We start from the raw sequence: 22,586 nt of genomic DNA, 5'->3' as shown, positions 1-22,586 counted from the left end.
CCGGCTCATGGGCCCCGACGGGCTGACCCGCGCCACCGAGCACGCCATCCTCGGCGCGAACTACCTGGCCAGCCGGCTGCGCGAGCACTTCCCGGTGCTCTACACCGGTGCGGACGGCATGGTCGCGCACGAGTGCATCCTGGACATCCGGCCGCTCACCAAGGCCACCGGCATCACCAACGACGACATCGCCAAGCGGCTCATCGACTTCGGCTTCCACGCGCCGACGATGAGCTTCCCGGTCGCCGGCACGCTGATGGTCGAGCCGACCGAGAGCGAGGACAAGGCGGAGCTGGACCGGTTCGTCGAGGCGATGGTGACCATCCGCGGCGAGATCGAGAAGGTGGCGACGGGGGAGTACGACGCCACCGACAACCCGCTGCGCAACGCCCCGCACACGCTGGCGATGCTGGCGGGGGAGTGGGAGCGGCCCTACCCGCGGACGACGGCGATCTACCCGGTGCGCGGCCTGCAGGGGCGCAGCTACCTCAGCCCGGTCCGGCGGATCGACCAGGCCTACGGCGACCGCAATCTGGTCTGCGCCTGCCCGCCGATCGAGGCGTTCGCCGAGCACGACTTCGGCGCGCACGCGCCGGACGCGGACGGCTCGACGCCGGGCCGCGCCGCCGGGGCACCCGACGACCTCGGGACGACGGCCGACGTGGTGGGCGCGCAGGCCTGACCTGCCGAGCGGCAGGGGCGCAACCCGGTCGACGCCGTCGCACCCGCGTGCGACGGTGTCGGCCGTGACCGCTGCCGACGACGCCAAGGCCGACCTGCGCACCTACCTGCAGGAGGGCCGCGACGTCCTCGTCCTCAAGCTGGAGGGGCTGTCCGAGTACGACCTGCGGCGTCCGCGGACACCGACCGGGACCAACCTGCTCGGGCTGGTCAAGCACCTGGCGTTCGTGGAGCTGGGCTACTTCGGTCCGGTCTTCGGCCGGCCCGCGCCCGGGGTCGAGCCGTGGATGGCCGAGGAGGGCGAGCCCAACTGGGACATGTGGGCGACTCCGGAGGAGACCCGCGCCGACGTCCTCGCCCGCTACCGCCGCGCGTGGGCGCTCACCGACGCCACCGTCGACGAGCTGCCGCTCGACGCGACGGGGCGGGTGCCCTGGTGGTCCCGCCCGGAGGTGACGCTGCACCGGGTGCTCGTGCACGTCATTGCCGAGACGCACCGGCACGCCGGCCACGCCGACATCGTGCGCGAGCTGCTCGACGGTTCGGTCGGCAACCAGGGGGTCGGGGACAACTTGCCCGACGTCGACGAGGCCTGGTGGGCCGCACACCGGGAGCGGCTGGACGAGGTCGCCCGGCAGGCGGGCGGGCGGTGACCGCCCCGGAGGCGGACCCGGTCTTCGCCGACCCCCGGCTGGCCGAGCTCTACGACGCCTTCGACGGCCCGCGGACCGACCTGGTCGCCTACCGGGCGTTGGTGGAGGAGCTCGGCGTCCGCTCGGTCCTCGACGTGGGCTGCGGCACCGGCGAGCTGGCCTGCTCGCTGGCCGCCCGCGGTCTCGACGTCGTCGGGCTGGACCCGGCGAGGGCCTCGCTGGACGTCGCCCGGCGCAAGCCGCACGCCGACCGGGTGCGCTGGGTGCACGGCGGCGTGGCGGCGCTCCCGCCCCTCCAGGTGGACCTGGTGACGATGACCGGCAACGTGGCGCAGGTGTTCCTGACCGACGAGGAGTGGGCCGCGGCGCTGCGCGCGGTCCGGGCGGCGCTGCGGCCCGGCGGCCGGTTCGTGTTCGAGAGCCGGCGGCCGGAGCGGCGGGCGTGGCAGGAGTGGACGCCGGAGCGCTCGGCCGCCCGGGTGGACGTCCCCGGGGGAGCGGTGCGGACCGAGGTGGCGGTCACCGCCGTCCGCGGTCTGCTGGTGTCCTTCCGGTGGACCTTCCGCTTCGAGGCGGACGGCGCCGTCCTCACCTCGGACTCGACGCTGCGGTTCCGCGGCCGGGCGGAGCTGGCCGCCTCGCTGACCGCCGCCGGCCTCGAGGTCGAGGACGTGCGGGACGCGCCGGACCGGCCGGGCGCCGAGGGGGTGTTCCTGGCGCGGCGACCCGACCGGGGTGAGCCGGAGATCAGGCGCTGACGAGCTCCGGTGCCAGCCAGGTGTGCGGGTGGGCGATCGCGCGGCCGTCCGGGAGCAGCTCGCCGTCGTCGTCGAAGAGGACGACGCCGTTGCACAGCAGGCTCCAGCCCTGCTCGGGGTGGCTGCGGACGACGGCGGCGAGGTCGCGCGCGTCGCTGGTTACGTCGGGGCACGGGGTGACGTGGGGAGCACATGGCGGTTCCGTCCGTTCGGGCCGCGGAGGCCCTGATGGCTGAGGGTGATTGTCCGATCACCGAACGCCGACCAGTGTGCGCGCGCAGCTCCCACGAGGGGAGTGACGCAGGTCACCACGTCACCCCGCCGGGTGGTGGACATCTGCCAAGCCGCCGCGGCGGCGGGCAGGTCAGAGCTTGCGGAGCAGGATCCGGCGCACCGAGTGGTCGGCGGCCTTCTGCAGCACGAGCCTCGCGCGGGAGCGCGTCGGCGCGATGTTGTCCCGCAGGTTCGGCGCATTCACCGCCGCCCAGATGCCCAGCGCGGTCTCGCGCGCCTGATCGTCGGTGAGCTCGGCGAACCGGTGGAAGAAGGCCGAGGTGTCGGCGAACGCCGTGCGCCGCAGCGCGAGGAACCGCTCCACGTACCAGGTCTGGATGTCGGCCTCGGAGGCGTCGACGTAGACGGAGAAGTCGAAGAAGTCCGAGGCGAAGACCTCGGGCGCGGTGCCGTCGGAGCGGCGCCCGGCCTGCAGCACGTTCAGCCCCTCGACGACCAGGATGTCGGGCCGGTCCACGGCCTGCTGCCGGCCCGGCACGATGTCGTAGGACTGGTGGTCGTAGACCGGCGCGAAGACCTCCTCGCGGCCGCTCTTCACATCCGCGAGGAAGCGCAGCAGCGCGCGGCGGTCGTAGCTCTCCGGGAAGCCCTTGCGCCCCATGAGGCCACGCGCCTCCAGGATGGCGTTGGGCATGAGGAAGCCGTCGGTCGTCACCAGGTCCACCCGCGGCGACCCCGGGCTGGCGGCCAGCAGGGTCTGCAGGAGGCGGGCGGTGGTGCTCTTGCCCACGGCCACGCTCCCGGCCACGGCGATCACGAACGGCACCTTCGCGGTCGAGTCGCCGAGGAACTCGCTCTGCGCCGCCCACAGCCGCCGGCTGGCGGCGACGTGCAGCCCGAGCAGCCGGGCCAGCGGCAGGTAGACCGTGGCCACCTCGTCGAGGTCGATGCGGTCACCCAGCGAGGCGAGCGCGGAGAGGTCCGCCTCGTCCAGGGGCAGCCGCGAGCCCGCAGCGAGCGCTCGCCACGAGTCGCGGTCGAACACCGCGTAGGGCGAGATGGAGCCACGAGTTCCAGCCGTCACGCCCCCATCGTGCCGTCCGGCACCGGGCACCCCTGCGCGCGGGTCACTCCTGCGGGTGGGGCGGACCCCCGCGAGCCGCCGGGGACCGGGCACCGGCCCGCGGCCGGTCTAGGGTTCGGCTGTGCCAGCCCACCCGGGACTGCTCGAGTGCATCGAGCGCTACCACGCCGCCGCGCCGCTCCCGGACGCGCGGATCGAGGCGGCCGGTGCGCTCGACGTCCCCCTCGGGGACCCGGCCTGGCCCTATCCGGCCCGTCCCCGGCTCGGCGCCACCGCTGCGGTGACCGCCGCCGACGTGCGGGCCGCGGTGGCGCTGCAGGAGGCGGCCGGGGTGCCCGGCGCGCTCGAGTGGATCCCGCAGCGCACCCACCGAGGTCGGCGCCGCGGCCGCCGCGGCCGGCCTGGACGTCGACGTGCTGCCCCTGCTGGTGGCCGACGAGCCGGTCGAGCTGCTCTTCCCGGCCGGCGTGCGGCTCTACGTCGTCGGCGCCGACGACCCGGAGCTGGCGCACTACCAGGAGGTCTCCGCGGTGGCCTTCGCCCACCCCGGCGGCGCGGCCGACGTGCCGGCTCCCCGGCCCGACCCCACCCCGCGGGACACGGCGGCGACCGCCGCGCTGCGCGAGCGGATCGCGACCGGCCGCACGGTGATGATGGTGGCGATCGAGCGCGGCCAGCCGGTGGCCGTCGGCCTGCACCAGCCGGTCGACATCGGCGACGCCGTGGTCAGCGAGATCGTCGGCCTGGCGACCGCGCCGCGGCTGCGCGGCCGCGGCCTGGGCGCCGGCATCGCCTCGGCGCTGGTCGCGCACGCGCGCGAGAGCGCCGAGCTGGTCTTCCTGGCCGCCGGCGACGACGACGTCGCCCGGGTCTACGAGCGGATCGGGTTCGCGTGGCTGGCGACCGTCGGCGTCGCCGAGGCGCCGCGCCGCTGAACCCCCGGGACAGGCCGGCGGGGCGGGCGTCCCCGGCGCTGCGTCAGGACTGCTCGTAGGTGACCACCATCGTGGCGCGGGCCAGCGTGTGGAAGAACAGGTTGAAGCCGAGCACGGCCGGCCGGGCGTCGGCGTCCACGTCGAGGGTCTCGGTGTCCACGGCGTGCACGACGACGAAGTAGCGGTGCGGCCCGTGCCCGGCCGGGGGAGCGGCGCCGACGAACCCGGCGAAGCCGCCGTCGTTGGCCAGCTGGACCGCGCCCTGCGGCAGCGCCGGGGCGTCCTTGCTGCCGGCGCCGGAGGGCAGCTCGGTGACCGAGGCGGGGATGTTGGCGACGGCCCAGTGCCAGAACCCGCTGGCGGTCGGGGCGTCCGGGTCGTACACGGTGACGGCGAAGCTGCGGGTGCCCTCGGGGAAGCCGGACCAGGAGAGCTGGGGGGAGCGGTCCTCGCCGCCGGCGCCCATGACGCCGCTGACGTGGGGCATCGGCAGCGTCCCGCCGTCGGTGATGTCGGTGCTGGTGACCGTGAACGAGGGCACCTGCGGCAGGAAGTCGTAGGGGTTGGGCGGAACGGGCCGGTCGGCCATGCCGAGCTCCTCGGGATCGGGGGATCGCCCCAGGTCGGGCGGGGAGCCGGCGCGTGCGGCCCCCCAGCGACCCTAGGCAGCCCGGCCGGTGTCCGCGCGGCGGTGCCGCCCCGGGTTGCTGCACCGCCCCGTCCGAGGCGTGCGGACGCCCGTGCGCCGGTACCGTCGCGGCCGTGCCTAGTACCGGCCTGGGGTTGCCCGACTCCGTCCGTGCCTGCCTCTTCGACCTCGACGGCGTGCTCACCCGCACCGCGACCGTGCACATGGCCGCCTGGAAGCGGACGTTCGACGAGTACCTGCGGTCCACCGATCCGGACGCGCGGCCCTTCGACCAGGAGGACTACAACCGCTACGTGGACGGCAAGCCGCGGGCCGACGGCGTCCGGGACTTCCTGGCCAGCCGCGGTGTCACGCTGCCCGAGGGGGAGGCCGGGGACGCCTCCGGTGCCGCCACCGTGCAGGGCATCGCCGCCCGCAAGAACGTGCTGGTGCTCCGCGAGCTCGACGAGCACGGCGTGGAGGTCTACCCGGGCTCGGTGCGCTACCTGCGCGCGGTCAAGGAGGCCGGGCTGCCCGCAGCGGTGGTGACGGCGTCGGCCAACGGCGAGCAGGTGATCGCCGCCGCGGGGTTCGCCGACCTGATCGACGCGCGGATCGACGGGGTGGTGGCGGCGCGGGACTCGCTGCGCGGCAAGCCCGCGCCCGACACCTTCCTGGCCGGTGCCCGGGCGCTGGGGGTGACCCCGGCGGAGGCGGTGGTGTTCGAGGACGCGCAGTCGGGGGTCGCCGCCGGCCGGGCGGGGGAGTTCGGCTACGTGGTCGGCGTCGACCGGGTGGGCCAGGCCGACGCGCTGGCCGCCGCGGGTGCCGACGTCGTCGTCCCCGACCTCGCCGAGCTGCTGGGCGGCGCGTCATGACAGAGGGGCGGGCGACCTTCCCGATCGAGCCGTGGTCGCTCACCGAGGTGGGGCTGGACCACGCGTCGCTGGGCGTGCACGAGTCGGTGTTCGCCCTGGCCAACGGGCACATCGGCATGCGCGGCTCGTTCGACGAGGGCGAGCCGGTCGTCGTCCCCGGCACCTACCTGAACGGCTTCTACGAGGAGCGGCCGCTGCCCTACGCCGAGGCCGGCTACGGCTACCCCGAGCAGGGCCAGACGGTCGTGAACGTCACCGACGGCAAGCTCATCCGGCTGCTGGTCAAGGACTCGCCGCTGGACCTCAACTACGGCCAGATCATCGAGCACCGCCGCACCCTCGACCTGCGTGCCGGCGTGCTGCGGCGGAGCACCGAGTGGCGCTCTCCGGGTGGCCGCACCGTGCGGGTCACCAGCACGCGGCTGGTGTCGCTGACCCGGCGGTCGATCGCCGCGATCGAGTACCAGGTGGAGGTCGTCGACGACCTCGGCGACCTGTACGTGGCGCTGCAGTCGGACCTGCTGGCCAACGAGCAGACGCACGGCGAGAGCGACGACCCGCGCGCGGCGGCGTCGCTGAGCCGGCCGCTGCAGCCGGAGTTCTCCGTGGGCCGCGGGCGCCGGGCGGTGCTCGTGCACCAGACGGCGCGCAGCCGGCTGCGCATGGCGGCCGGGATGGACCACGTCGTGGAGATCCCGGACAGCAGCACCGAGGACATCCTGGCCAACGGCGACCTCGCCCGGTACACCCTCGCCGCGCGCATCCCGCCCGGCGGCTCCCTGAAACTGGTCAAGTTCCTCGCCTACGGCTGGTCCTCGCGCCGCTCCGGGGCCGCGCTGCGCGACCAGGTCGAGGCGGCGCTGGCCACCGCCAAGCTGGCCGGGTTCGACCGGCTGATGCGCGAGCAGCGCGACCTGCTCGACCAGCACTGGGACGAGGCCGACGTCGAGGTCGAGGGCGACGACGAGCTGCAGCAGGCCGTCCGCGTCGGGATGTTCCACGTCCTGCAGGCCGGCCTGCGGGGTGAGCGCCAGCCGATCCCGGCCAAGGGGCTCACCGGCCCCGGCTACGACGGGCACACCTTCTGGGACACCGAGACCTACGTCCTGCCGGTGCTGACCTACACCGCTCCGGAGGCGGCCCGGGACGCGTTGCGCTGGCGGCACTCGATCCTGGAGCTCGCCCGCGAGCGGGCGCGGGTGCTCGGGCTGCGCGGCGCGGTCTTCCCGTGGCGCACGATCCGCGGCGAGGAGACCTCGGGGTACTGGCCCGCGGGCACCGCCGCCTTCCACATCAACGCCGACATCGCCGACGCCGTCGTCCGCTACTTCAACGCCACCGACGACGACGACTTCGACCGCGACTTCGGCGCCGAGCTGCTCATCGAGACGGCGCGGCTGTGGGCCTCGCTCGGGCACTTCGACACCGAGCACGGGTTCCGCATCGACGGGGTGACCGGCCCCGACGAGTACACGGCGGTCGTCGACAACAACGTGTTCACCAACCTGATGGCCCAGCGGAACCTGCGCGAGGCGGCGCGGGCGGTGGGCCGGCAGCCCGACGTCGCCGGCCGGCTCGGGGTGGACGACGACGAGGTCGAGGTGTGGCTGCGCGCCGCCGCGCTCATGGCGGTGCCCTACGACACCCAGCGCGGGGTGCACATGCAGTCCGACGCCTTCACCCACCACGAGGAGTGGGACTTCGAGCGCACGCCCGCCGACCGCTACCCGCTGCTGCTGCACTACCCCTACTTCGAGATCTACCGGAAGCAGGTGGTGAAGCAGGCCGACCTGGTGATGGCGCTGCACCTGCGCGGGGACGCGTTCACCCTCGAGGAGAAGATCGCCGACTTCGCCTACTACGAGGCGCGGACGACGCGGGACTCCTCGCTGTCGGCCAGCCAGCAGGGCGTCGTCGCCGCCGAGACCGGGCACCTGGACCTGGCCTACGACTACTGGGCCGAGGCCGCGCTGACCGATCTGCAGAACCTGCACCACAACTCCGGGCACGGGCTGCACATCGCCTCGCTGGCCGGCGGCTGGACGGTGGCCGTGGCCGGCTTCGGCGGGATGCGCGACCACGACGGGCACCTGACTTTCGCCCCGCGGCTGCCGAGCCGGCTCACCCGCTTGCGCTTCCGCGTGGTCTACCGAGGCCGGAAGCTGGTCGTCTCGGTGACGCCCACGAGGGCGACCTACCGGCTGGTCGACGGCGACCCGCTGGAGATCCGGCACCACGGCCGGCAGGTGGTCGTCGACCACGCCGACCTGGCGCTGGACATCCCGCCGCCGCCGGCAGTGGAGCCGGTGACCCAGCCGAAGGGCTGCGAGCCGCGCCGGCGGACGCGCCCGGGCACGCCGCCGATCGAGCACCGCTCGGCCGGCGACCTCCACTGACGGCTCAGGCGAGCAGCCAGCTGCCCCCGAGCAGCAGCGCACCGACGTCGACGACCAGGAAGACCCCGACCCAGACCAGGCCGGGGATGCGGGTGAGCCGGGCCAGCTGATCGGCGTCGGAGTCCGGTGCCCGGCGACGCCGTCGCGCGGTCTGCAGCTCGAGGACGGCACGCGGTGCGGCCAGCAGCAGGAACCAGGTCGTCAGCGCGGCGAACGCGGCCTGGCCCTCCGGCGGCAGCCACCACGTCGCGGCCAGGACCATCCCCCCGCCCACCAGCACCGACCACAGGCCGTACCAGTTGCGGATCTGCACGAGCAGCAGCGCCAGGAGGGCCAGCAGCCCCCACAGCAGCGCCACCGCGTGCCCGGCGGCGAGCAGCGCGGCCGCGCCCAGCCCGAACAGGGCCGGGCCGGTGTAACCGGCGGCGCAGGTCAGCACCATGCCGAGGCCGGTCGGCCGCCCGGAGGAGACCGTCAGGCCCGAGGTGTCGGAGTGCAGCCGGATACCGGCCAGCCGCCGGCCGACGGCGAGCGCCACCACACCGTGCGCGCCCTCGTGCGCGATCGTCACCGCGTGCCGGGTGAGCCGCCACAGCGGCGTCACCAGCACCAGGAGGGCGGCGACCCCCGCGAGCGCGAGCAGCACGCCGGGGGAGAGGTCCGGCGAGGGGGCGGTGACCCGGTCCCAGATCCGCCCCGCCGCCTCCACGCCAGGAGTCAACCGCATCCACCTGGGAACGGGGCGCGGTCGGGCAGACTGCGGGCGTGACCGTCGCGGAGCCCCTCCGGGCGGGGACCGGGGGCGGGATCAGCCCGGCGGGGCGAGCGCCTCGTCCTGGCCCACGGCGCGACCAGCGGGCCATGGGTGTCCGACAGTGTCAGGGCGGGCATCGCCTCCTGGCTGGCAGCAGCCGGGCGTCGCCGGTAGCGCTCAGTTGCCGGGCTTGACCGTCTTGCCCCGCTCGCGCTCGGTGTCGTCGGCCTCGTAGGCGCCCGGGACGGCTGCGGTGTCGCCGTCGTCCGTACCGGGGGTGACCGGCTTGCGGATCAGGTCGTGCTGCCCGTGCGTGGGGGAGCCACCCGGCTCGGGGCGCTCGTCGGTGTCGGGGCGGTGCTCGGTCACGGGACCTCCTGGCGTCGTCGTCCCGGAGCCGCTACCCGGCGGGCCGGAGGTCAAAGCTGCTGCGTGAGGTTCAGCGCGTTGCCGTCGGGGTCCCGCACGTGGGCCACCCGCTGTCCCCAGGACATGTCGGTCGCCCCGGAGCCGGCGTCGCCGCCGAGGCCCGCGACACGGGCCAGCGCGGCCTCGACGTCGGGTACCTCGATGCTGAGCAGGATCCGCCCGGGCGCGCCGGGGGAGACGTCGGAGTCCGCGGACAGCCCCAGCGGGGAGTCGCCGACGCGCAGCCCGAGGTAGAACAGCGGCCCGTCGTCGGGGTACCGCTCGAGCACCTCGGCGTCGAACAGCCGGGTGTAGAAGCGCTCCAACCGGGCGATGTCGGCGGTGACCAGGATCGGCCGCACGGTCTCGAGCACGGGACCTCCAGGGGATCGCGGGTGTCTCCATCAGGGACGGTGGCGGCGCGGGGAACTCATCGGCGCTCGGAGGGGCCGGCATCCGTCACTGTGACGGAATGTCGCCCGACGCGGGGACGAGCAGCCAGCGGGCGAAGACGGCATCCCCGTCGAGCGGGGTCATCCACCGCACCCAGATCCGGTAGCCGTGAGCGGTCGCGCGCAGCAGTGGACCACCAGCGTCGTCCTGGCGCTCGTCGTAGTCGTCCGACTCGGGGAGCGGGCGGGGTGCCTCCGGACGCAGGGGAGCGGCGTCCGGGCCGGCGCCGTCCAGCGCGGCGCTGATGAAGGCGAGGCGGCCGCTCGGCACCGGAACGTGGTCGCCCGGGTCGCCGTCGTCCTCGGGGTGGGCCAGTGCGGCCGTCAGGGCCGCCGGGTAGTCGTCGGCCGACACCTGGAGGACGGCGACGGCGTCGTCGTCGGCCCGGAACACCTCGAGCCAGCCCTCGTCGCCGACCTCCGCGTCGGTCAGCACGAGAGCGGCCCGCCCGGAGCCGACCGCGATGCTGGTCAGCTCATAGTCGAGATCGGGGACGAGCCGCTCGTAGTCGCCGTCGGCCTGCCCGGACCAGCCGGGCAGCAGATCGCCGTCGAGGGCGAGGAACGGTTCGCCGTTGCTCCAGCAGCGGCCGACGTGGGTCCAGGAGCGCGGCATGCGGTCATCGTCGCCCACCGGGGCGTGGAGTGCCCAGGGGGCTGCCCGACCCATGTGAGTTGACATAATGTGCATTATCGGCGCACGGGATGGGCGGGGCGAGAGGGGCTGGATGCGCCGGATGACCTGGCCCGGATGCACACCTGTTCTTTCGTCCCGCCGGAGCCACCGCGCAGCCGCGACAGCCGCTGCGTGCGTCGGCTCCCGCGGCTGCGCAATGGCTCTCGCCGGCGTCGGCGTCGACACGCCTGCCGGCGCCCGACGGCGCGGGTTCATCAGCGCGACGAGCCCCGATCCTGTGGCCGACTCCCCTGCGAGTTGATCTTGTGCAACGTGATCATGAAAGTCGATCATGGGTCGCTCATCCGCTCCAGGCGCCCCGTCGGGCACGGCTCCCCTGAGCAGCCAGACCGCCCGCATTGCGTAACAGTGACGAAAGCAGGCCGTTCCGGACGGCTTCGACGGGCGCTCCGCACCAGGTGTTCGTAGGGTCGGGACATGCAGATCCGACGACCGCTCGCCGCTCTCCTGGCCGCTCTGGCGATCTTCGGTGGTGGGGCCACGATGACCGCGTGCTCGGCCTCCGGAACGGATCAGAACGACGGGACGACCGACGACGACAGCAACAACCGCGACGGCAGCGATCCGGGCAGCGACGACCAGGGCAACCTGCCGAACAACTCGGACCCCGAGGACGGGGACGACGACACGACCGACCCCGACTGACCACCCCGTACCGCCGGGCGCTCGACGGACCGCGTCAGGTGCCCGGCGGTCAGCTGCGCTCGGTGACCCAGAGCCGGTCCAGCCGGCCGGTCGAGTGCACGAGGTCGGCGAGCGAGCGCTCGAGCTCGGCCTTCGTCGGCTTCTCCGCCAGCAGCGTCTGGACGTCCTCGAGGGCGCAGCGCAGCTGGTACAGCCGGTCCTGCAGCCCGTCGAGCTCGCTCCGCGACACCAGGACGACGTCGGCCGGGAGCCCGGCCTTCGCGGCGGCGGAGCGCTGCTCGTAGGCCCGCTGCCGGCACGCCTGACCGCAGTAGAGCCGCGGGCGCCCCACCGACCCCTGCTCGGGCAGCACCCGGCGGCACCAGCCGCACCGGCGCGCCTCGTCGCTCCCCCGGTTGGGCGCGGGGGAGATCGGGGGGTGCGTCACCGTGCCGGTCGCGTGCTGTGCCACGTGTCGGCACGGTAGACGCCGCGGCCGGCGGGAACCGGTGAACACGCCAGGGACACCCCGATCGGCCCGACGACGGCGCTGACCAGCGCTCCTGCGCAGGTCGGCGGACACGCGGCGGAAGGGTGGCGGGAGCGGGGTGCGCCCGGGCTGACTAGCGTGTCGCTGTGCTCCCCGCGCGGTTCGCCTACCTCGACGCGCCGACCCCTCTCGCCATGGCCCACCGCGGCGGTGCCATCGAGCACCTCGAGAACACGCTGCCGGCCTTCCAGGCCTGCGTGGACCTCGGCTACAGGTACCTCGAGACCGACGTCCAGATCACCGCGGACGGCACGCTGGTCGCCTTCCACGACGCCACGCTCGAGCGGGTCACCGACCGGACCGGCCGGGTGGACGCGCTGCCCTGGTCGGAGCTCGCGGACGCCCGCATCGGTGGTCGGGAGCCGATCATGCGGCTCGAGGACCTCCTGGGCGCCTGGCCGGACGTCAAGTTCAACCTCGACATCAAGGCCGCCGGCGTCCTCGCGCCGCTCGTGCGGCTGGTGCACAAGATGGGCGTCGCCGACCGCATCTGCCTGGGGTCGTTCTCCGACGCTCGCATCGCCGCAGCGCGGCGGCTGTTCGGACCCGCGGTCTGCACGTCGCTGGGCCCGCGCGGCGTGGCCGCGCTGCGGTTGTCCTCCTACTCCCCCCGGGCCGCCGGGCTCGTGCGCATCCAGGCCGGTTGCGCCCAGGTGCCGCTGCAGCTGGGCGGCCGCGCGCTGGTCGACGAGCGCTTCCTGGCCGCCGCGCACGCCCGCGGCCTGCAGGTGCACGTGTGGACGGTCGACGACCCCGACGAGGCGCGGGCGATGCTCGACCTGGGCGTGGACGGGATCATGACCGACCGGCCCGCGATGCTGCGCGAGGTCCTGGAGGAGCGCGGTCAGTGGGTCTCCCCGTGACCTCCGCGCCGTCCGCCGTCCCGGCGTCCGGTGACCGCCGCAGGCATCCGGCGCCGGCGCACCTGCGCTTCTTCCACGGCCCGATGGACTGCGGCAAGTCGACCCTGGCGCTCCAGGTCGACCACAACCAGAGCCGTCAGGGCCGGCACGGCCTGCTGGTGACCCAGGGTGACCGTTCGGCGGCGCCGCAGATCAGCTCGCGGGTGGGCCTGTGCCGCCCGGCGATCGAGATCGACGCGGCGACCGACCTGCGCCTGCTGGTCCGGGACCGGTGGGCGGCCGGCGACCGGGTCGACTACCTCATCGTCGACGAGGCCCAGTTCCTCACCCACGAGCAGGTGGACCAGCTGGCCGAACTGGTCGACCGGTTCCACGTCGACGTCTACGCGTTCGGCCTGACCACCGACTTCCGCACCCGGCTGTTCGCGGGCACCCAGCGGCTGCTCGAGGTCGCGGACGACGTCCAGCGGGTCCAGGTCGAGGTGCTGTGCTGGTGCGGCCTGCCCGGGCTGCTCAACGCCCGCGTCGTGGACGGGGTCATGGTGCGGGCCGGCGAGACCGTCGTCGTGGCCGACACCGCACCCGCGGAACTGCCCGGGGAGGAGCCGGCCGTCCGCTACCAGGTGCTCTGCCGGCGGCACCACGTGCTGGGCCAGCTGGGGCCCACGGCAGCCGGCCCGGGGCAGCTCGCGCTCCCCTGAGCGACCTGCTCACCCGCCCGAGGGGTGGCGGGGGCCCCGGACCTCCCCCCATGCGATGATGAGCAACTGATTCCGCGGAATCTCTTCGCCAATTCTGTCGTTCATCTCTGTGACTCCCCGGCTCGTGGGTATGGCCCGCGGACCGGAGTCGAGTCCTGAACCGACACCACGTACGAGAGGACGGTGTGCAATGGGCGAGCGTTCCCTGCGCGGCAGCCGACTGGGCAGCGTCAGCTACGAGACCGAACGGAACACTGCGCCCATCGAGCGCCAGTACGCCGAGTACAAGTGCCCGTCAGGCCACCTGTTCACGGTGCCGTTCGCCGACGACGCCGAGCTTCCCGACACGTGGGAGTGCAAGTTCGACGGCGCTGCCGCCAAGCTGGTCGGCGGCTCCGAGCCGGCACCCAAGAAGGTCAAGCCCCCGCGCACCCACTGGGACATGCTGCTCGAGCGCCGCTCCGTCGAGGACCTCGAGGAGGTCCTGGCCGAGCGCCTCGAGGTGCTGCGCGGCCGGCGGACCCGCGCCAGCTGACAGCTGAGCACGAACGACGGAACGGCCCCGGTGGGATCTCCCACCGGGGCCGTTCTGCGTCCGGGGTCAGCTCAGCGGGCGCCCGTCGGGGCCGCGGAGCACCTCGCCCTCGATCACCAGCGGTGAGGTGCGGACGTCGTCCCGGCGGGGCATCTGCGCCGTCCGGACGCTGTCCACGCGGACCGGCGGGCGCATCCCGACCGGCAGCCGGGAGGAGATGAGCCGGACCAGCAGCGCCCGGACCAGGGACCGGGTGCCGGGCAGCAGGCAGAGCAGGCCGAGCACGTCACCGATGAACCCGGGCAGCACCATGAGCAACCCGCCGACGGCGATGAGCCCGGCGTCGCCCAGCTCGCGCCCCGCGGACGCGCGGCGGGTGCGGGCGCTCTCGCGCAGCTCGGTCAGCGCCTTGGTGCCCTGGCGGGCCAGCAGCGCCCAGCCCAGCGCGCTCGTGGCCAGCGCCGCGAGCACCGTGAGCCCCGCGCCGATCCACTGCGCGACGAGCACGAAGACGATCACCTCGGCCAGTGCGAGGAGCCCAGCAGCCATGCGCAGTCGTCGTCCCACGGGAGGTCCAACGCTCGACGGGCTCAGGGTGCTCCCGCGGCGGCGCGGAACTTCCGCCGCTGCACGAGCGCCGCGCCGAGCGCGGCCAGGCCGAGCGCCGTGAGCGCCCACTCCGGAGCGGCGCCCAGTCGGCTCGCCACGCTGCGGGAGTCGCGCTGGGCGATCTCCTCGACGAAGACGTCGGGGGTGAACAGCTCCGAGGAGCGGACGACGGTGCCGTCGGGGGCGACGACGGCCGAGATCCCGCTCGTGGCGACCACGGCCACCGTGCGGCCGTGCTCGACCGCCCGCAGCCGGCTCATGGCCAGCTGCTGCTCACTCTCGGCCGTGTAGCCGAACGTGGCGTTGTTGGTCTGCACGACGAGCATCCCCGCGCCCGCGACGTCGGAGACCAGCCCGTCGTAGACCACCTCGAAGCAGATGAGGTCGCCGACGCGGATGCCGCCGATGTCGAGCAGCCCCGGCTCGTCGCCGGCCTTCTGGTCGGTGACCCGGTCGACGTCGGCGCTGAAGAACCGGAAGAAGCTGCGGGCCGGCACGTACTCGCCGAGCGGGACGGGGTGCCGCTTGACGTAGGTCTCCCCCGGCCCCTCCTCGGGGTCCCAGACGATCGCGGTGTTGCTGATGAAGCGGCCCGGCCCCTGGACGACCGCCCCGACCAGGATCGGGGCATCGATCGCCCGGGCCGCCCGGTCGATCTGCGCGGCGGCGTCGTCGTTGCGGTAGGGGTCGATGTCGGAGCTGTTCTCCGGCCACAGGACGACGTCGGGCTGCGGCTGCTCCCCCGCCCGGACGGCGTCCGCCAGCTCCAGCGTGCGCTGGACGTGGTTGTCCAGCACGGCCCGGCGCTGGGCGTTGAAGTCCAGGCCCGCGCGCGGCACGTCGCCCTGGATGACCGCGACCGTGGCCGTGGGCCCGCCGTCGGTGAGCGATGCGCCGGGCAGGGGCAGCCAGGCCAGGGCACCGAGCAGCGGGACGGCCACCGCCGCGGCCAGGGCGCCGGCCAGGGACCGGGCGGCCGCGCGCCGCCCGCTCCCGGTGGAGCGGCGGATCCGGACCGCGGCGAGGACGGCCGCGGCGAGCAGCGTGCCGATCAGGGCGACGGCGAAGCCGACGAACGGCACCCCGCCGTACGCGGCGAAGGAGAGCAGCGGGCCGTCGGTCTGGCTGAACCCGAGCCGACCCCAGGGGAACCCGCCGAGGACGAACCGGCCGCGCAGCGCCTCGTCGGCCACCCAGAGGGCCGCCGCCCACAGCGGCCACCAGCGCAGCCGGGAGGTCAATGCCGTGGCGGCGCCGAGCAGGCCGAGGTGCAGCGCCTCGAACACCGCGAGCGCGAGCCACGGGAAGGGCCCGACGTAGACGCCGGTCCACGACAGCAGCGGGACGAAGAAGCCGAGACCCAGGACCAGTCCGAGCCAGAACCCACCGCGGGCGCTGCGCCCGTGGACGGAGAGTGCGAGCGCGGCCGGCCCGAGGACGGCCAGCGGGACGAGGGCGGCGCCGGGGAACGCCAGGCACGTGGCCAGTCCGCCCAGGGCAGCCAGCAGCGTCCGCCACGGCCAGCGGCTGCCGGCGCGCGCGGCGGGGTCGCCGTCCGGCTCGGGCGCGGCTCGCAGCAGCGCCCCAGGTGCTGCGGCCACGCGCGCCCTCCCGGGACGGTCGTCCCGGCTGCGACCGGGGTGGTCCCAGGAGCCGGGGGGTGCCCCGCACCGGTCGGACGGGGGGTCGGGACCGCTGCGCTCGCCGCGGCCCTGACCCAGCATCCCACCTCCGCTCCCCCGGGGGCCGGCGACATCGCCCGGGCCCCCGGCCGTGCCGGAGCGGCTCACCAGCCTGGTCGCGCCGGCGGTCGTCTCCCCCGGTGGCGCGACTTCGGGCCGGACGGCCGGGCGCTGGCTGCGCGCGGCGCGACCGTTGTCTGATGACGCGCTCCGTGGGAGATCCCGCCGGGTGTCCCGGTCGTCCTCCCCCGATCTCACGCCGGGTCCTCGCAGCCCGGTCCGCGCGAGGACCCGGGGGTCCGCCGCGCCGGCCGGAGGGCCCGCACGCTCGATCCGGGAAGTCACGACGCGGTGCTCCCGGTGTGGAACTGCAGGGACTGTAAGGACACTCCGCGCCCATTCGAATACCTACGGTGGTCATGGGAGGCACCGTGACCGGATCGTTACCGCGCAGGGATCATTCGCGTCCCAGGGTGCCGGGCCCGCTCGACGTCCAGGGTGGCACCGACCGGGTGTCGGGCCGCCCGGGGCAGGGGTAGCGGCTCCGGCATGGACGGCGATTCCACTCCACCGCTGGAGAGCCGGCGGCTGCGACTGCGCCCCTGGACCACCTCGCCGGCCGACCTCTCCCGGCTGGCGGACATCTACGGGCGCGACGAGGTCACCCGGTGGCTGGGCGGTCCGCCGACCGTGTCGCCCGCGGAACTGGTCGCGCGCTGGGCGGCGGTGCGCGCGGCGGACGACCGGTTCGGCTGCTGGGCGATCGAACCGCGGGACGCTGCCGACCGCCCAGCCGGGACGATCCTGCTCAAGCCGCTCCCTCAGGGTGTAGGTGAGGTCGAGGTCGGCTGGCACCTGCACCCCGACTCCTGGGGGCACGGGTACGCGACCGAGGCGGCGCAGGCCGTCATCGAGCGCGCCTTCGCCGTGGGGGTGCCCGAGGTCTACGCCGTGGTCCGACCGGGCAACGAGCCGTCGCTGGCGGTGTGCCGGAGGCTGGGCATGACGCCGCTCGGGCGGATGACCCGCTGGTACGACGTCGAGCTGGAGGCGTTCCGGCTCATGGCGCCGGTCGTCGTGGAGTAGCGGCGGTCGGGCTCAGCGACGACGCAGCAGGACGCCGACGCGCTGCACCAGCGTCTTCTTGGCCGGCTTCGGCCCCTCGCCGGCGGCGCGGGCGGAGTCGGCGACGGCGGCCTCCTCCGGCGTGGGCGCGGTGCCGCCGAGGTGGACGGGCAGCCACCAGGTGTCCTCGGGGCCGGCCGGCTGGTCGGGGTAGGCGCGCTGGGCCTCGTCGAGGAGCGCCTCCATCGCGGCCCGGGTCCGACGCAGCAGCGGCTGCACCTTCTCCCCCGGCTCCGGGACGATCGGCTCGCCCAGGAACACCATCACGGGGACGCCGCGGCGCAGCTGCACCTTGTGCCCCTTGGTGGCGACGCGGTGCCCGCCCCAGACGGCGGCCGGGATGATCGGCACGTTCGCGTCGATGGCCATGCGGGCGGCGCCGGCCTTGAGGTCCTTGACCGTGAAGCTGCGGCTGATGGTCGCCTCGGGGAAGACGCCGACGACCTCACCGTCCTTGAGCGCGCGGACGGCGGACTCGAACGCCGCCGCGCCGGCCTTGCGGTCGACCGGGATGTGCTTCATCGCCCGCATGAAGGGGCCGGCGAACCAGTGGCCGAAGACGGCCGACTTCGCCATGAAACGCACCAGCCGGTGCTGGGAGATCGCCCCCAGTCCGAGGAACGTGAAGTCGAAGAAGCTGACGTGGTTGCTGCAGATGATCGCGCCGCCGCTGGCGGGGACGTGCTGCGCCCCGCGGACGTCGAAGCGGAAGCGGAACAGGTGGAAGACGACCAGGCACATCCGGATCACGAACCGGTAGGGCCGGTCCCGGCGGTCCGGCGAGGCGCCGAACAGGTCTCCACGTACGACGTCGCGCCAGCTCGCGGTGTACATGAGCGGACCCTAACCAACCCGGCGGCCCGCCGCCCGGGTGGTCTCCGGGCCGCCGGAGTACCCGAACGGCCGTCGTGGCTCCCGGTTCTCTGGTGACACGCCGCCCGGAGGGCGGCGTCACTCGACGACGGCAGATGACGACAAGCGACAAGGTGCATTATTGTTGGGGATAACGGTAGTGTCCCGTCATGGCGCGCGCATGGCAGCAGCCCCTGCCGGACATGCCGGCTCCCCCGGTCGAGCTGGCCTGGCGCCGGTGGCCGGTCCCGCCGGGGTACGAGGCGCAGTGGCGCCGGCTCGCGGACGCCGCTCTCGAGCTGGGTCTGGGTCCCGACCAGCTGGCCGGGACCGGGCTCGATCCGCTCGCGGCGGCCCGCGGCTGGAAGCCGGCCACGGTGGCGCTCTACAGCAAGGTCGCCCGGTACGGCGGACTGGCGCTGACCCGGACGCCGACCCCCGAGCCCACTCCCCTGCGGCTGGAGCTGCGCCCGCTCACCGAACTCCGCGGGACCGATCCCGAGCACGTCCGGGCGGTGGCCTGGTGCGCGCTCGCGCTCGCGTGGCCGGCTCCGGTGGGCGTGTTCCGCTCGCTGCGCCGCGACCAGGTCCACGCCGGCACGCGCCGGCTGGTGCTCCGGACCGACGACGGCGAGTGGTCGGTCCCCGGTGCGCTGACCGCGTGGCACGCCTGGGAGGCGGTGCGGGAGCGCTACCCCGCGCTGGCGGCGAGCCCGTGGGTGCTGCCAGCGCTCCGGCGAGGTCCGGGGCTCGACTCCCGGGTCGGCGGGCGGCTGTCCAACCAGGCGCTGCAGGTGACCTTCGCCAAGCACGCCGGCCGCACGGCGCAGCACCTTCGGGCCACCGCTCCCCCGTCGCGCGAGGGCGCCGCGGCGGAGCTGGCGGCCGCGTACCGCGAGCTGTCCTACGACTCCTACCGCCGGCTGGCGCTGGCCGCCGGGGCGACGCCGGTCGGTGCCCGTGGCGTGGTGCGCGCCGGGCGGTCGGTGGCGCGGTCCTCGCGGGTGTCCCGCCGGGCGGGCTGAGCGCCGGTCGCTCGGGCCGTCGACCTCACAGCAGGGACAGCTGCTCGCCGGCCTCCTCGGACTCGCGGGGCCGCCCGGGCTCCGGCTTCTCCGTTGCGGCAGGGGTCGCCGTCCGGTCCTTCGGCCGGACGCCGGGCATCCCGCCGGACGGCAGGCTGCCCGCCGGGAACCCGACCTCCTCGTCGCCCGGGACGCCGGTGGCGATGGCGGGATCCACCCCGCGCGCCGCTCCCCCGGACTGCCGGTCCAGGCCGTGCCGGGCGAGCAGCGGCGCGACGCGGGCGGCCAGCCAGGTGCGGTACTCGGCCGAGACGTAGGCGCGGCGGGCGTACATCCGCTCGTAGCGCGGCACCAGCTCCGGGTGCGCGGCGCGCAGCCAGGCCATGAACCACTCGCGGGCGCCCGGGCGCAGGTGCAGCGGGATGACCGTCACCCCGGTCGCGCCGGCCGCGGCGATCGCCCCGAGGGCCGTGTCGAGCGACTCCTCGTCGTCGGTCAAGCCGGGCAGCACCGGCGCGAGGAAGACGCCGCACGGCAGTCCGGCGTCGGCGAGCGCCCGCACGAGGTCCAGCCGCGCCCGGGGTGTCGGCACTCCCGGCTCCAGAGCGGTGTGCAGCTCGTCGTCCCAGATCGCCATCGAGACGCCGAGCCCGAGCGGCACCTGCCCCGCGGCCTCGACGAGCAGCGGCACGTCCCGCCGCAGCAACGTGCCCTTGGTGAGGATGGAGAACGGCGTCCCCGACCCGGCCAGCGCCTCGATCACCCCCGGCATGAGCCGGTACCGCCCCTCCGCCCGCTGGTAGGGGTCGGTGTTCGTGCCCAGCGCGACGTGCTCGTGCGTCCACGACGGCCGGGCCAGCTCGCGGCGCAGCACCTCGACCAGGTTGGTCTTCACGACGACCTGGGCGTCGAAGTCCCGCCCGGAGTCGAACTCGAGCCATTCGTGCGTCTTGCGAGAGAAGCAGTAGACACATGCATGGGAGCAACCCCTGTAGGGGTTGATCGTCCACGGGAACGGCATCGCGGAGTCGCCCTGCACGCGGTTGAGCGCCGAGCGGGACCGCACCTCGTGGAAGGTCAGGCCGGGGAACTCCGGCACCCGCACGCTCCGCAGCAGGCCGCGGATGCTCGGCATGCCGGGCAGCGTCGAGGTGTCCTCGACGTCGAGCCGCTGTGCGTCCCACCGCATGGCATCCATACGAACACGTGTTCGAATCGATGTCCAGTCCGGTCGGTGCGCCGCGCGACGAGGGTCCGCGCCGCCGTCAGGGTTCGCGCGGCCGTCAGGGCTCGAGGTCGACGCGGACCAGGCAGACCCCGCGGGCCACGTCCGCCGCCGACCTGTCCGGCTGGAGCCCCAGCGCACGCCGGGCGGCCGGCGCCCCGGCGAGGTAGGTGGTGAGCCCTGCCGCGACCTCGTCCGGCCGCTCCGCGCCGACGACGGCGACGGCCCGTGCCCGCAGGTGCTCCCCGGCCAGCCAGAGGTCGACCTCCTGGGGCTCGCGCAGGTTCCGCCACCAGGTCTTGGCCTCGGGCCGCCCGACCAGCACCCACGCCGTCGGCCCCGACCGCACGTACTGGCAGACCAGCTCGTGATCCAGCCCGGTGCGCCGGCCGGTGTAGCGGAGCACGGCCAGGCGGCGGCCGAGCCGACGTCCCGGGCGGCCCTTCAGCAGCGGCCGCAGCACCGGGTTGACCACGCGGTTGGTCAGGACGTGTCCGGCCATGCGCGCAGGCTAGAGCGGAGGCCGGTCCTCGAACACGGTGGAGAGCACGACGGTCGTGCGGGTGGAGACGTTCGCCGTCGTCCGGATCTCCCGCAGCAGCACCTCCAGGGCGTCGGGCGAGGCCACGCGCACCTTGAGGATGTAGCTCTCCTGCCCCGCGACCGCGTGGCACTCCTCGATCGCCGGCAGATGGGCCAGCAGCGCCGGGGGGTCCTCCGTCTGCGCGGCGATCGGCGAGATGGAGACGAACGCGGTGAGCGGGAGGCCCAGCAGCTTGGGGTCCAGGCTCGCCCGGTAGCCGGTGATCAGCCCGCGCTGCTCCAGCCGGCGCACCCGCTGGTGCACCGCGGACACCGACAGCCCGACCCGCTCCGCCAGCTCGGTGTAGCTCGCCCGCCCGTCCCGGGCCAACGCCGAGAGCAGCGCGCGGTCCACGTCCCCCGCGGGCGGCGCGCCGTTGTCAGCCGGGGAGTTCGACGAGCTCACGCGGACCGACGTTCAGCGAGCGGACACCGTCGTCGGTGCACACCACGATGTCCTCGATGCGGGCGCCGCAGCGCCCCGGCAGGTAGATGCCGGGCTCGATCGAGAACGCCATGCCCGGCTCCAGCGGCAGGTCGTTGCCCTCGACGAGGTACGGCGCCTCGTGGGAGTCCAGCCCGATCCCGTGCCCGGTGCGGTGGATGAAGTGCTCGCCCCAGCCGGCATCGGCGATGACCTGCCGGGCCGTGGCGTCCACCTGCTCGGCGGTCACCCCCGGGCGGACGACGGCGACCGCAGCCTGCTGCGCGGCGTGCAGGACGCCGTACCACTCGGCGACGTCGGCAGCGGCGCTGCCGCCGACGACGTAGGTGCGGGTGCAGTCCGACCGGTAGCCGGTCGCGGTCTCACCCCCGATGTCGACGACGACGACGTCGCCCGCCTCGATCGTGCGGTCGGACAGCTCGTGGTGCGGGCTGGCGCCGTTCGGCCCCGACCCCACGATCGTGAAGTCGACGCCGACGTGCCCCTCCTCGAGGATCGCCGCGGCGATGTCCGCGCCCACGGCCGCCTCGGTGCGGCCGACGGTCAGGAACTCGGCCATGCGGGCGTGCACCCGGTCGATCGCGGCGCCGGCCAGGGCGAGCTCCTCGACCTCCGCGGGTGTCTTGACCATCCGCAGCCGGTCCAGCACCGGGCCGGCCAGCTCGAGCGCCGAACCGGGCAGCGCGCGCTGCACGCCCAGGGCGTGCTCGGCCCAGGTGCGGGCACCCACGGCCACGCGGGTGGGGGCCGTACCGAGCCGCGCCGTCGCGGCGTCGGCGAGCAGTGCGAACGGGTCCTGCGTCTCGTCCCAGGCGAGCACCTCCAGGCCCAGGGCGCCCGCGGGGCTGACCTCGACCATCGGCGCCTCGAGCCGCGGGACGACGAGGAAGGGCTCGCCCTCGCGCGGCACGGCCAGGGCGGTCAGCCGCTCCATGGCGTGCGCGTCGTAGCCGGTGAGGTAGCGCAGGTCCGACCCCGGCGTGAGCACGAGCAGGTCGGTGCCCGAGCCGGCGGCCAGGGCGCGGGCGGCGTGCACCCGGTCCACGGTCACGAGCGGGCCGGTGCGCCGCGGAACGGATGCGGTTGCCACGCGCGCAGACTAACCGCGGCCCCGGGGCGGCTCCGCACGTCCCGGCCGGCGGCTAGCGTGCGCGGGCGTGAGCGAGCTTGCGAGATCACCCGAGAACAGAGCACGGATCGGCACAAGAGC

The 22,586-nt window shown here is 74.7% G+C and carries 26 protein-coding genes and 1 pseudogene; 12 read left to right on the top strand and 15 right to left on the bottom strand.

What is annotated here, in order from left to right; all coding sequences use genetic code 11:
* Positions 1–7 precede the first annotated feature (7 nt).
* The 3 genes from JKP76_RS24170 (at position 8) to JKP76_RS14985 (ending at position 2,092) form a co-directional block, all read left to right on the top strand.
* Positions 8–682, top strand: a complete 675-nt coding sequence (locus JKP76_RS24170) for a hypothetical protein (RefSeq protein WP_375335667.1) — start codon at positions 8–10, stop codon at positions 680–682.
* Between the two features lie 64 nt (positions 683–746).
* On the top strand, positions 747–1,334 hold the full coding sequence (locus JKP76_RS14990) for a DinB family protein (protein ID WP_200491733.1): 588 nt from the start codon (positions 747–749) through the stop codon (positions 1,332–1,334).
* Positions 1,331–2,092 (top strand): bifunctional 2-polyprenyl-6-hydroxyphenol methylase/3-demethylubiquinol 3-O-methyltransferase UbiG, encoded by a 762-nt coding sequence (locus JKP76_RS14985; protein ID WP_200491732.1) that lies wholly within the window; start codon positions 1,331–1,333, stop codon positions 2,090–2,092. Before JKP76_RS14990 ends, JKP76_RS14985 begins: the two co-directional genes overlap by 4 nt.
* On the opposite strand, the pseudogene JKP76_RS21295 reads toward JKP76_RS14985, so the two are convergent.
* Positions 2,082–2,267, bottom strand: a pseudogene (locus tag JKP76_RS21295) (DUF5999 family protein); the annotation flags it as partial. The gene JKP76_RS14985 and the pseudogene JKP76_RS21295 sit on opposite strands and share 11 nt — an antisense overlap.
* A 189-nt stretch (positions 2,268–2,456) precedes the next feature.
* Positions 2,457–3,410 (bottom strand): type I pantothenate kinase, encoded by a 954-nt coding sequence (coaA, locus tag JKP76_RS14980; protein ID WP_200491731.1) that lies wholly within the window; start codon positions 3,408–3,410, stop codon positions 2,457–2,459.
* A 413-nt stretch (positions 3,411–3,823) separates the two neighbouring features.
* Here coaA and JKP76_RS14975 point away from each other — a divergent pair, with 413 nt between their 5' ends.
* Positions 3,824–4,345 (top strand): GNAT family N-acetyltransferase, encoded by a 522-nt coding sequence (locus tag JKP76_RS14975; protein WP_309233001.1) that lies wholly within the window; start codon positions 3,824–3,826, stop codon positions 4,343–4,345.
* Positions 4,346–4,388: 43 nt separating this feature from the next.
* Here JKP76_RS14975 and JKP76_RS14970 read toward each other — a convergent pair whose 3' ends face one another.
* A complete protein-coding gene (locus JKP76_RS14970) occupies positions 4,389–4,934 on the bottom strand; it encodes a YbhB/YbcL family Raf kinase inhibitor-like protein (protein WP_200491730.1) in 546 nt (181 codons plus the stop codon).
* A 173-nt stretch (positions 4,935–5,107) separates the two neighbouring features.
* Between JKP76_RS14970 and JKP76_RS14965 the strand changes: the two genes are divergently transcribed.
* Both JKP76_RS14965 and JKP76_RS14960 read left to right on the top strand, forming a co-directional pair.
* On the top strand, positions 5,108–5,851 hold the full coding sequence (locus JKP76_RS14965; protein ID WP_309229699.1) for a beta-phosphoglucomutase family hydrolase: 744 nt from the start codon (positions 5,108–5,110) through the stop codon (positions 5,849–5,851).
* The gene (locus tag JKP76_RS14960) at positions 5,848–8,247 is read left to right on the top strand and encodes a glycoside hydrolase family 65 protein (RefSeq protein WP_200491729.1); all 2,400 of its coding nucleotides are present in this window, start codon (positions 5,848–5,850) and stop codon (positions 8,245–8,247) included. The genes JKP76_RS14965 and JKP76_RS14960 overlap by 4 nt, the downstream gene beginning before the upstream one ends.
* 4 nt (positions 8,248–8,251) lie before the next feature.
* On the opposite strand, the gene JKP76_RS14955 is transcribed toward JKP76_RS14960, so the two are convergent.
* The 4 genes from JKP76_RS14955 to JKP76_RS14940 all read right to left on the bottom strand — a co-directional run bounded on the left by JKP76_RS14955 (position 8,252) and on the right by JKP76_RS14940 (position 10,477).
* On the bottom strand, positions 8,252–8,974 hold the full coding sequence (locus JKP76_RS14955; RefSeq protein ID WP_200491728.1) for a M50 family metallopeptidase: 723 nt from the start codon (positions 8,972–8,974) through the stop codon (positions 8,252–8,254).
* 204 nt (positions 8,975–9,178) lie between these two features.
* Entirely contained in the window at positions 9,179–9,370 is a 192-nt protein-coding gene (locus JKP76_RS14950; RefSeq protein WP_200491727.1) for a hypothetical protein, read from the bottom strand.
* 50 nt (positions 9,371–9,420) lie between these two features.
* Positions 9,421–9,783: a VOC family protein gene (locus JKP76_RS14945; protein WP_200491726.1), complete on the bottom strand. Its 363-nt coding sequence runs from the start codon at positions 9,781–9,783 to the stop codon at positions 9,421–9,423.
* Positions 9,784–9,868: 85 nt separating this feature from the next.
* Positions 9,869–10,477, bottom strand: coding sequence for a hypothetical protein (locus JKP76_RS14940; protein ID WP_200491725.1), 609 nt, complete (start codon positions 10,475–10,477; stop codon positions 9,869–9,871).
* 498 nt (positions 10,478–10,975) lie between these two features.
* Between JKP76_RS14940 and JKP76_RS14935 the strand changes: the two genes are divergently transcribed.
* A complete protein-coding gene (locus tag JKP76_RS14935; protein WP_200491724.1) occupies positions 10,976–11,203 on the top strand; it encodes a hypothetical protein in 228 nt (75 codons plus the stop codon).
* A 49-nt stretch (positions 11,204–11,252) separates the two neighbouring features.
* Here JKP76_RS14935 and JKP76_RS14930 read toward each other — a convergent pair whose 3' ends face one another.
* Positions 11,253–11,654, bottom strand: a complete 402-nt coding sequence (locus JKP76_RS14930) for a hypothetical protein (protein ID WP_242471961.1) — start codon at positions 11,652–11,654, stop codon at positions 11,253–11,255.
* Positions 11,655–11,818: 164 nt separating this feature from the next.
* Between JKP76_RS14930 and JKP76_RS14925 the strand changes: the two genes are divergently transcribed.
* The 3 genes from JKP76_RS14925 (at position 11,819) to JKP76_RS14915 (ending at position 13,831) form a co-directional block, all read left to right on the top strand.
* Entirely contained in the window at positions 11,819–12,595 is a 777-nt protein-coding gene (locus JKP76_RS14925; RefSeq protein ID WP_200491723.1) for a glycerophosphodiester phosphodiesterase, read from the top strand.
* The gene (locus JKP76_RS14920) at positions 12,592–13,296 is read left to right on the top strand and encodes a thymidine kinase (protein WP_309229700.1); all 705 of its coding nucleotides are present in this window, start codon (positions 12,592–12,594) and stop codon (positions 13,294–13,296) included. The genes JKP76_RS14925 and JKP76_RS14920 overlap by 4 nt, the downstream gene beginning before the upstream one ends.
* A 190-nt stretch (positions 13,297–13,486) precedes the next feature.
* On the top strand, positions 13,487–13,831 hold the full coding sequence (locus tag JKP76_RS14915) for an RNA polymerase-binding protein RbpA (RefSeq protein WP_200491721.1): 345 nt from the start codon (positions 13,487–13,489) through the stop codon (positions 13,829–13,831).
* A gap of 66 nt (positions 13,832–13,897) precedes the next feature.
* Here JKP76_RS14915 and JKP76_RS14910 read toward each other — a convergent pair whose 3' ends face one another.
* Both JKP76_RS14910 and lnt read right to left on the bottom strand, forming a co-directional pair.
* Positions 13,898–14,380 (bottom strand): FxsA family protein, encoded by a 483-nt coding sequence (locus JKP76_RS14910; RefSeq protein WP_200491720.1) that lies wholly within the window; start codon positions 14,378–14,380, stop codon positions 13,898–13,900.
* A 41-nt stretch (positions 14,381–14,421) separates the two neighbouring features.
* A complete protein-coding gene (gene lnt / locus JKP76_RS14905) occupies positions 14,422–16,041 on the bottom strand; it encodes an apolipoprotein N-acyltransferase (RefSeq protein WP_309229702.1) in 1,620 nt (539 codons plus the stop codon).
* A 630-nt stretch (positions 16,042–16,671) separates the two neighbouring features.
* Here lnt and JKP76_RS14900 point away from each other — a divergent pair.
* A complete protein-coding gene (locus JKP76_RS14900) occupies positions 16,672–17,208 on the top strand; it encodes a GNAT family N-acetyltransferase (RefSeq protein ID WP_200491718.1) in 537 nt (178 codons plus the stop codon).
* A gap of 12 nt (positions 17,209–17,220) precedes the next feature.
* On the opposite strand, the gene JKP76_RS14895 is transcribed toward JKP76_RS14900, so the two are convergent.
* Entirely contained in the window at positions 17,221–18,081 is an 861-nt protein-coding gene (locus JKP76_RS14895) for a 1-acyl-sn-glycerol-3-phosphate acyltransferase (protein WP_200491717.1), read from the bottom strand.
* Positions 18,082–18,269: 188 nt separating this feature from the next.
* Between JKP76_RS14895 and JKP76_RS14890 the strand changes: the two genes are divergently transcribed.
* A complete protein-coding gene (locus JKP76_RS14890) occupies positions 18,270–19,124 on the top strand; it encodes a hypothetical protein (protein ID WP_200491716.1) in 855 nt (284 codons plus the stop codon).
* A 25-nt stretch (positions 19,125–19,149) separates the two neighbouring features.
* On the opposite strand, the gene JKP76_RS14885 is transcribed toward JKP76_RS14890, so the two are convergent.
* From JKP76_RS14885 to JKP76_RS23565, 4 genes are all read right to left on the bottom strand, one after another.
* The gene (locus JKP76_RS14885) at positions 19,150–20,313 is read right to left on the bottom strand and encodes an Rv2578c family radical SAM protein (RefSeq protein WP_200491715.1); all 1,164 of its coding nucleotides are present in this window, start codon (positions 20,311–20,313) and stop codon (positions 19,150–19,152) included.
* Positions 20,314–20,407: 94 nt separating this feature from the next.
* The gene (locus JKP76_RS14880; protein WP_200491714.1) at positions 20,408–20,851 is read right to left on the bottom strand and encodes a nitroreductase/quinone reductase family protein; all 444 of its coding nucleotides are present in this window, start codon (positions 20,849–20,851) and stop codon (positions 20,408–20,410) included.
* 9 nt (positions 20,852–20,860) lie between these two features.
* Positions 20,861–21,337: an Lrp/AsnC family transcriptional regulator gene (locus JKP76_RS14875; RefSeq protein ID WP_200491713.1), complete on the bottom strand. Its 477-nt coding sequence runs from the start codon at positions 21,335–21,337 to the stop codon at positions 20,861–20,863.
* Complete coding sequence (locus tag JKP76_RS23565) at positions 21,312–22,466, bottom strand: Xaa-Pro peptidase family protein (RefSeq protein WP_309229705.1); 1,155 nt, start codon at positions 22,464–22,466, stop codon at positions 21,312–21,314. The genes JKP76_RS14875 and JKP76_RS23565 overlap by 26 nt, the downstream gene beginning before the upstream one ends.
* Positions 22,467–22,586 lie beyond the last annotated feature (120 nt).

Origin of the sequence: Blastococcus sp. TML/C7B (assembly GCF_016612845.1) — a bacterium.
GTDB lineage: Bacteria > Actinomycetota > Actinomycetes > Mycobacteriales > Geodermatophilaceae > Blastococcus.
This window is presented reverse-complemented; position numbering and strand designations above follow the sequence as displayed.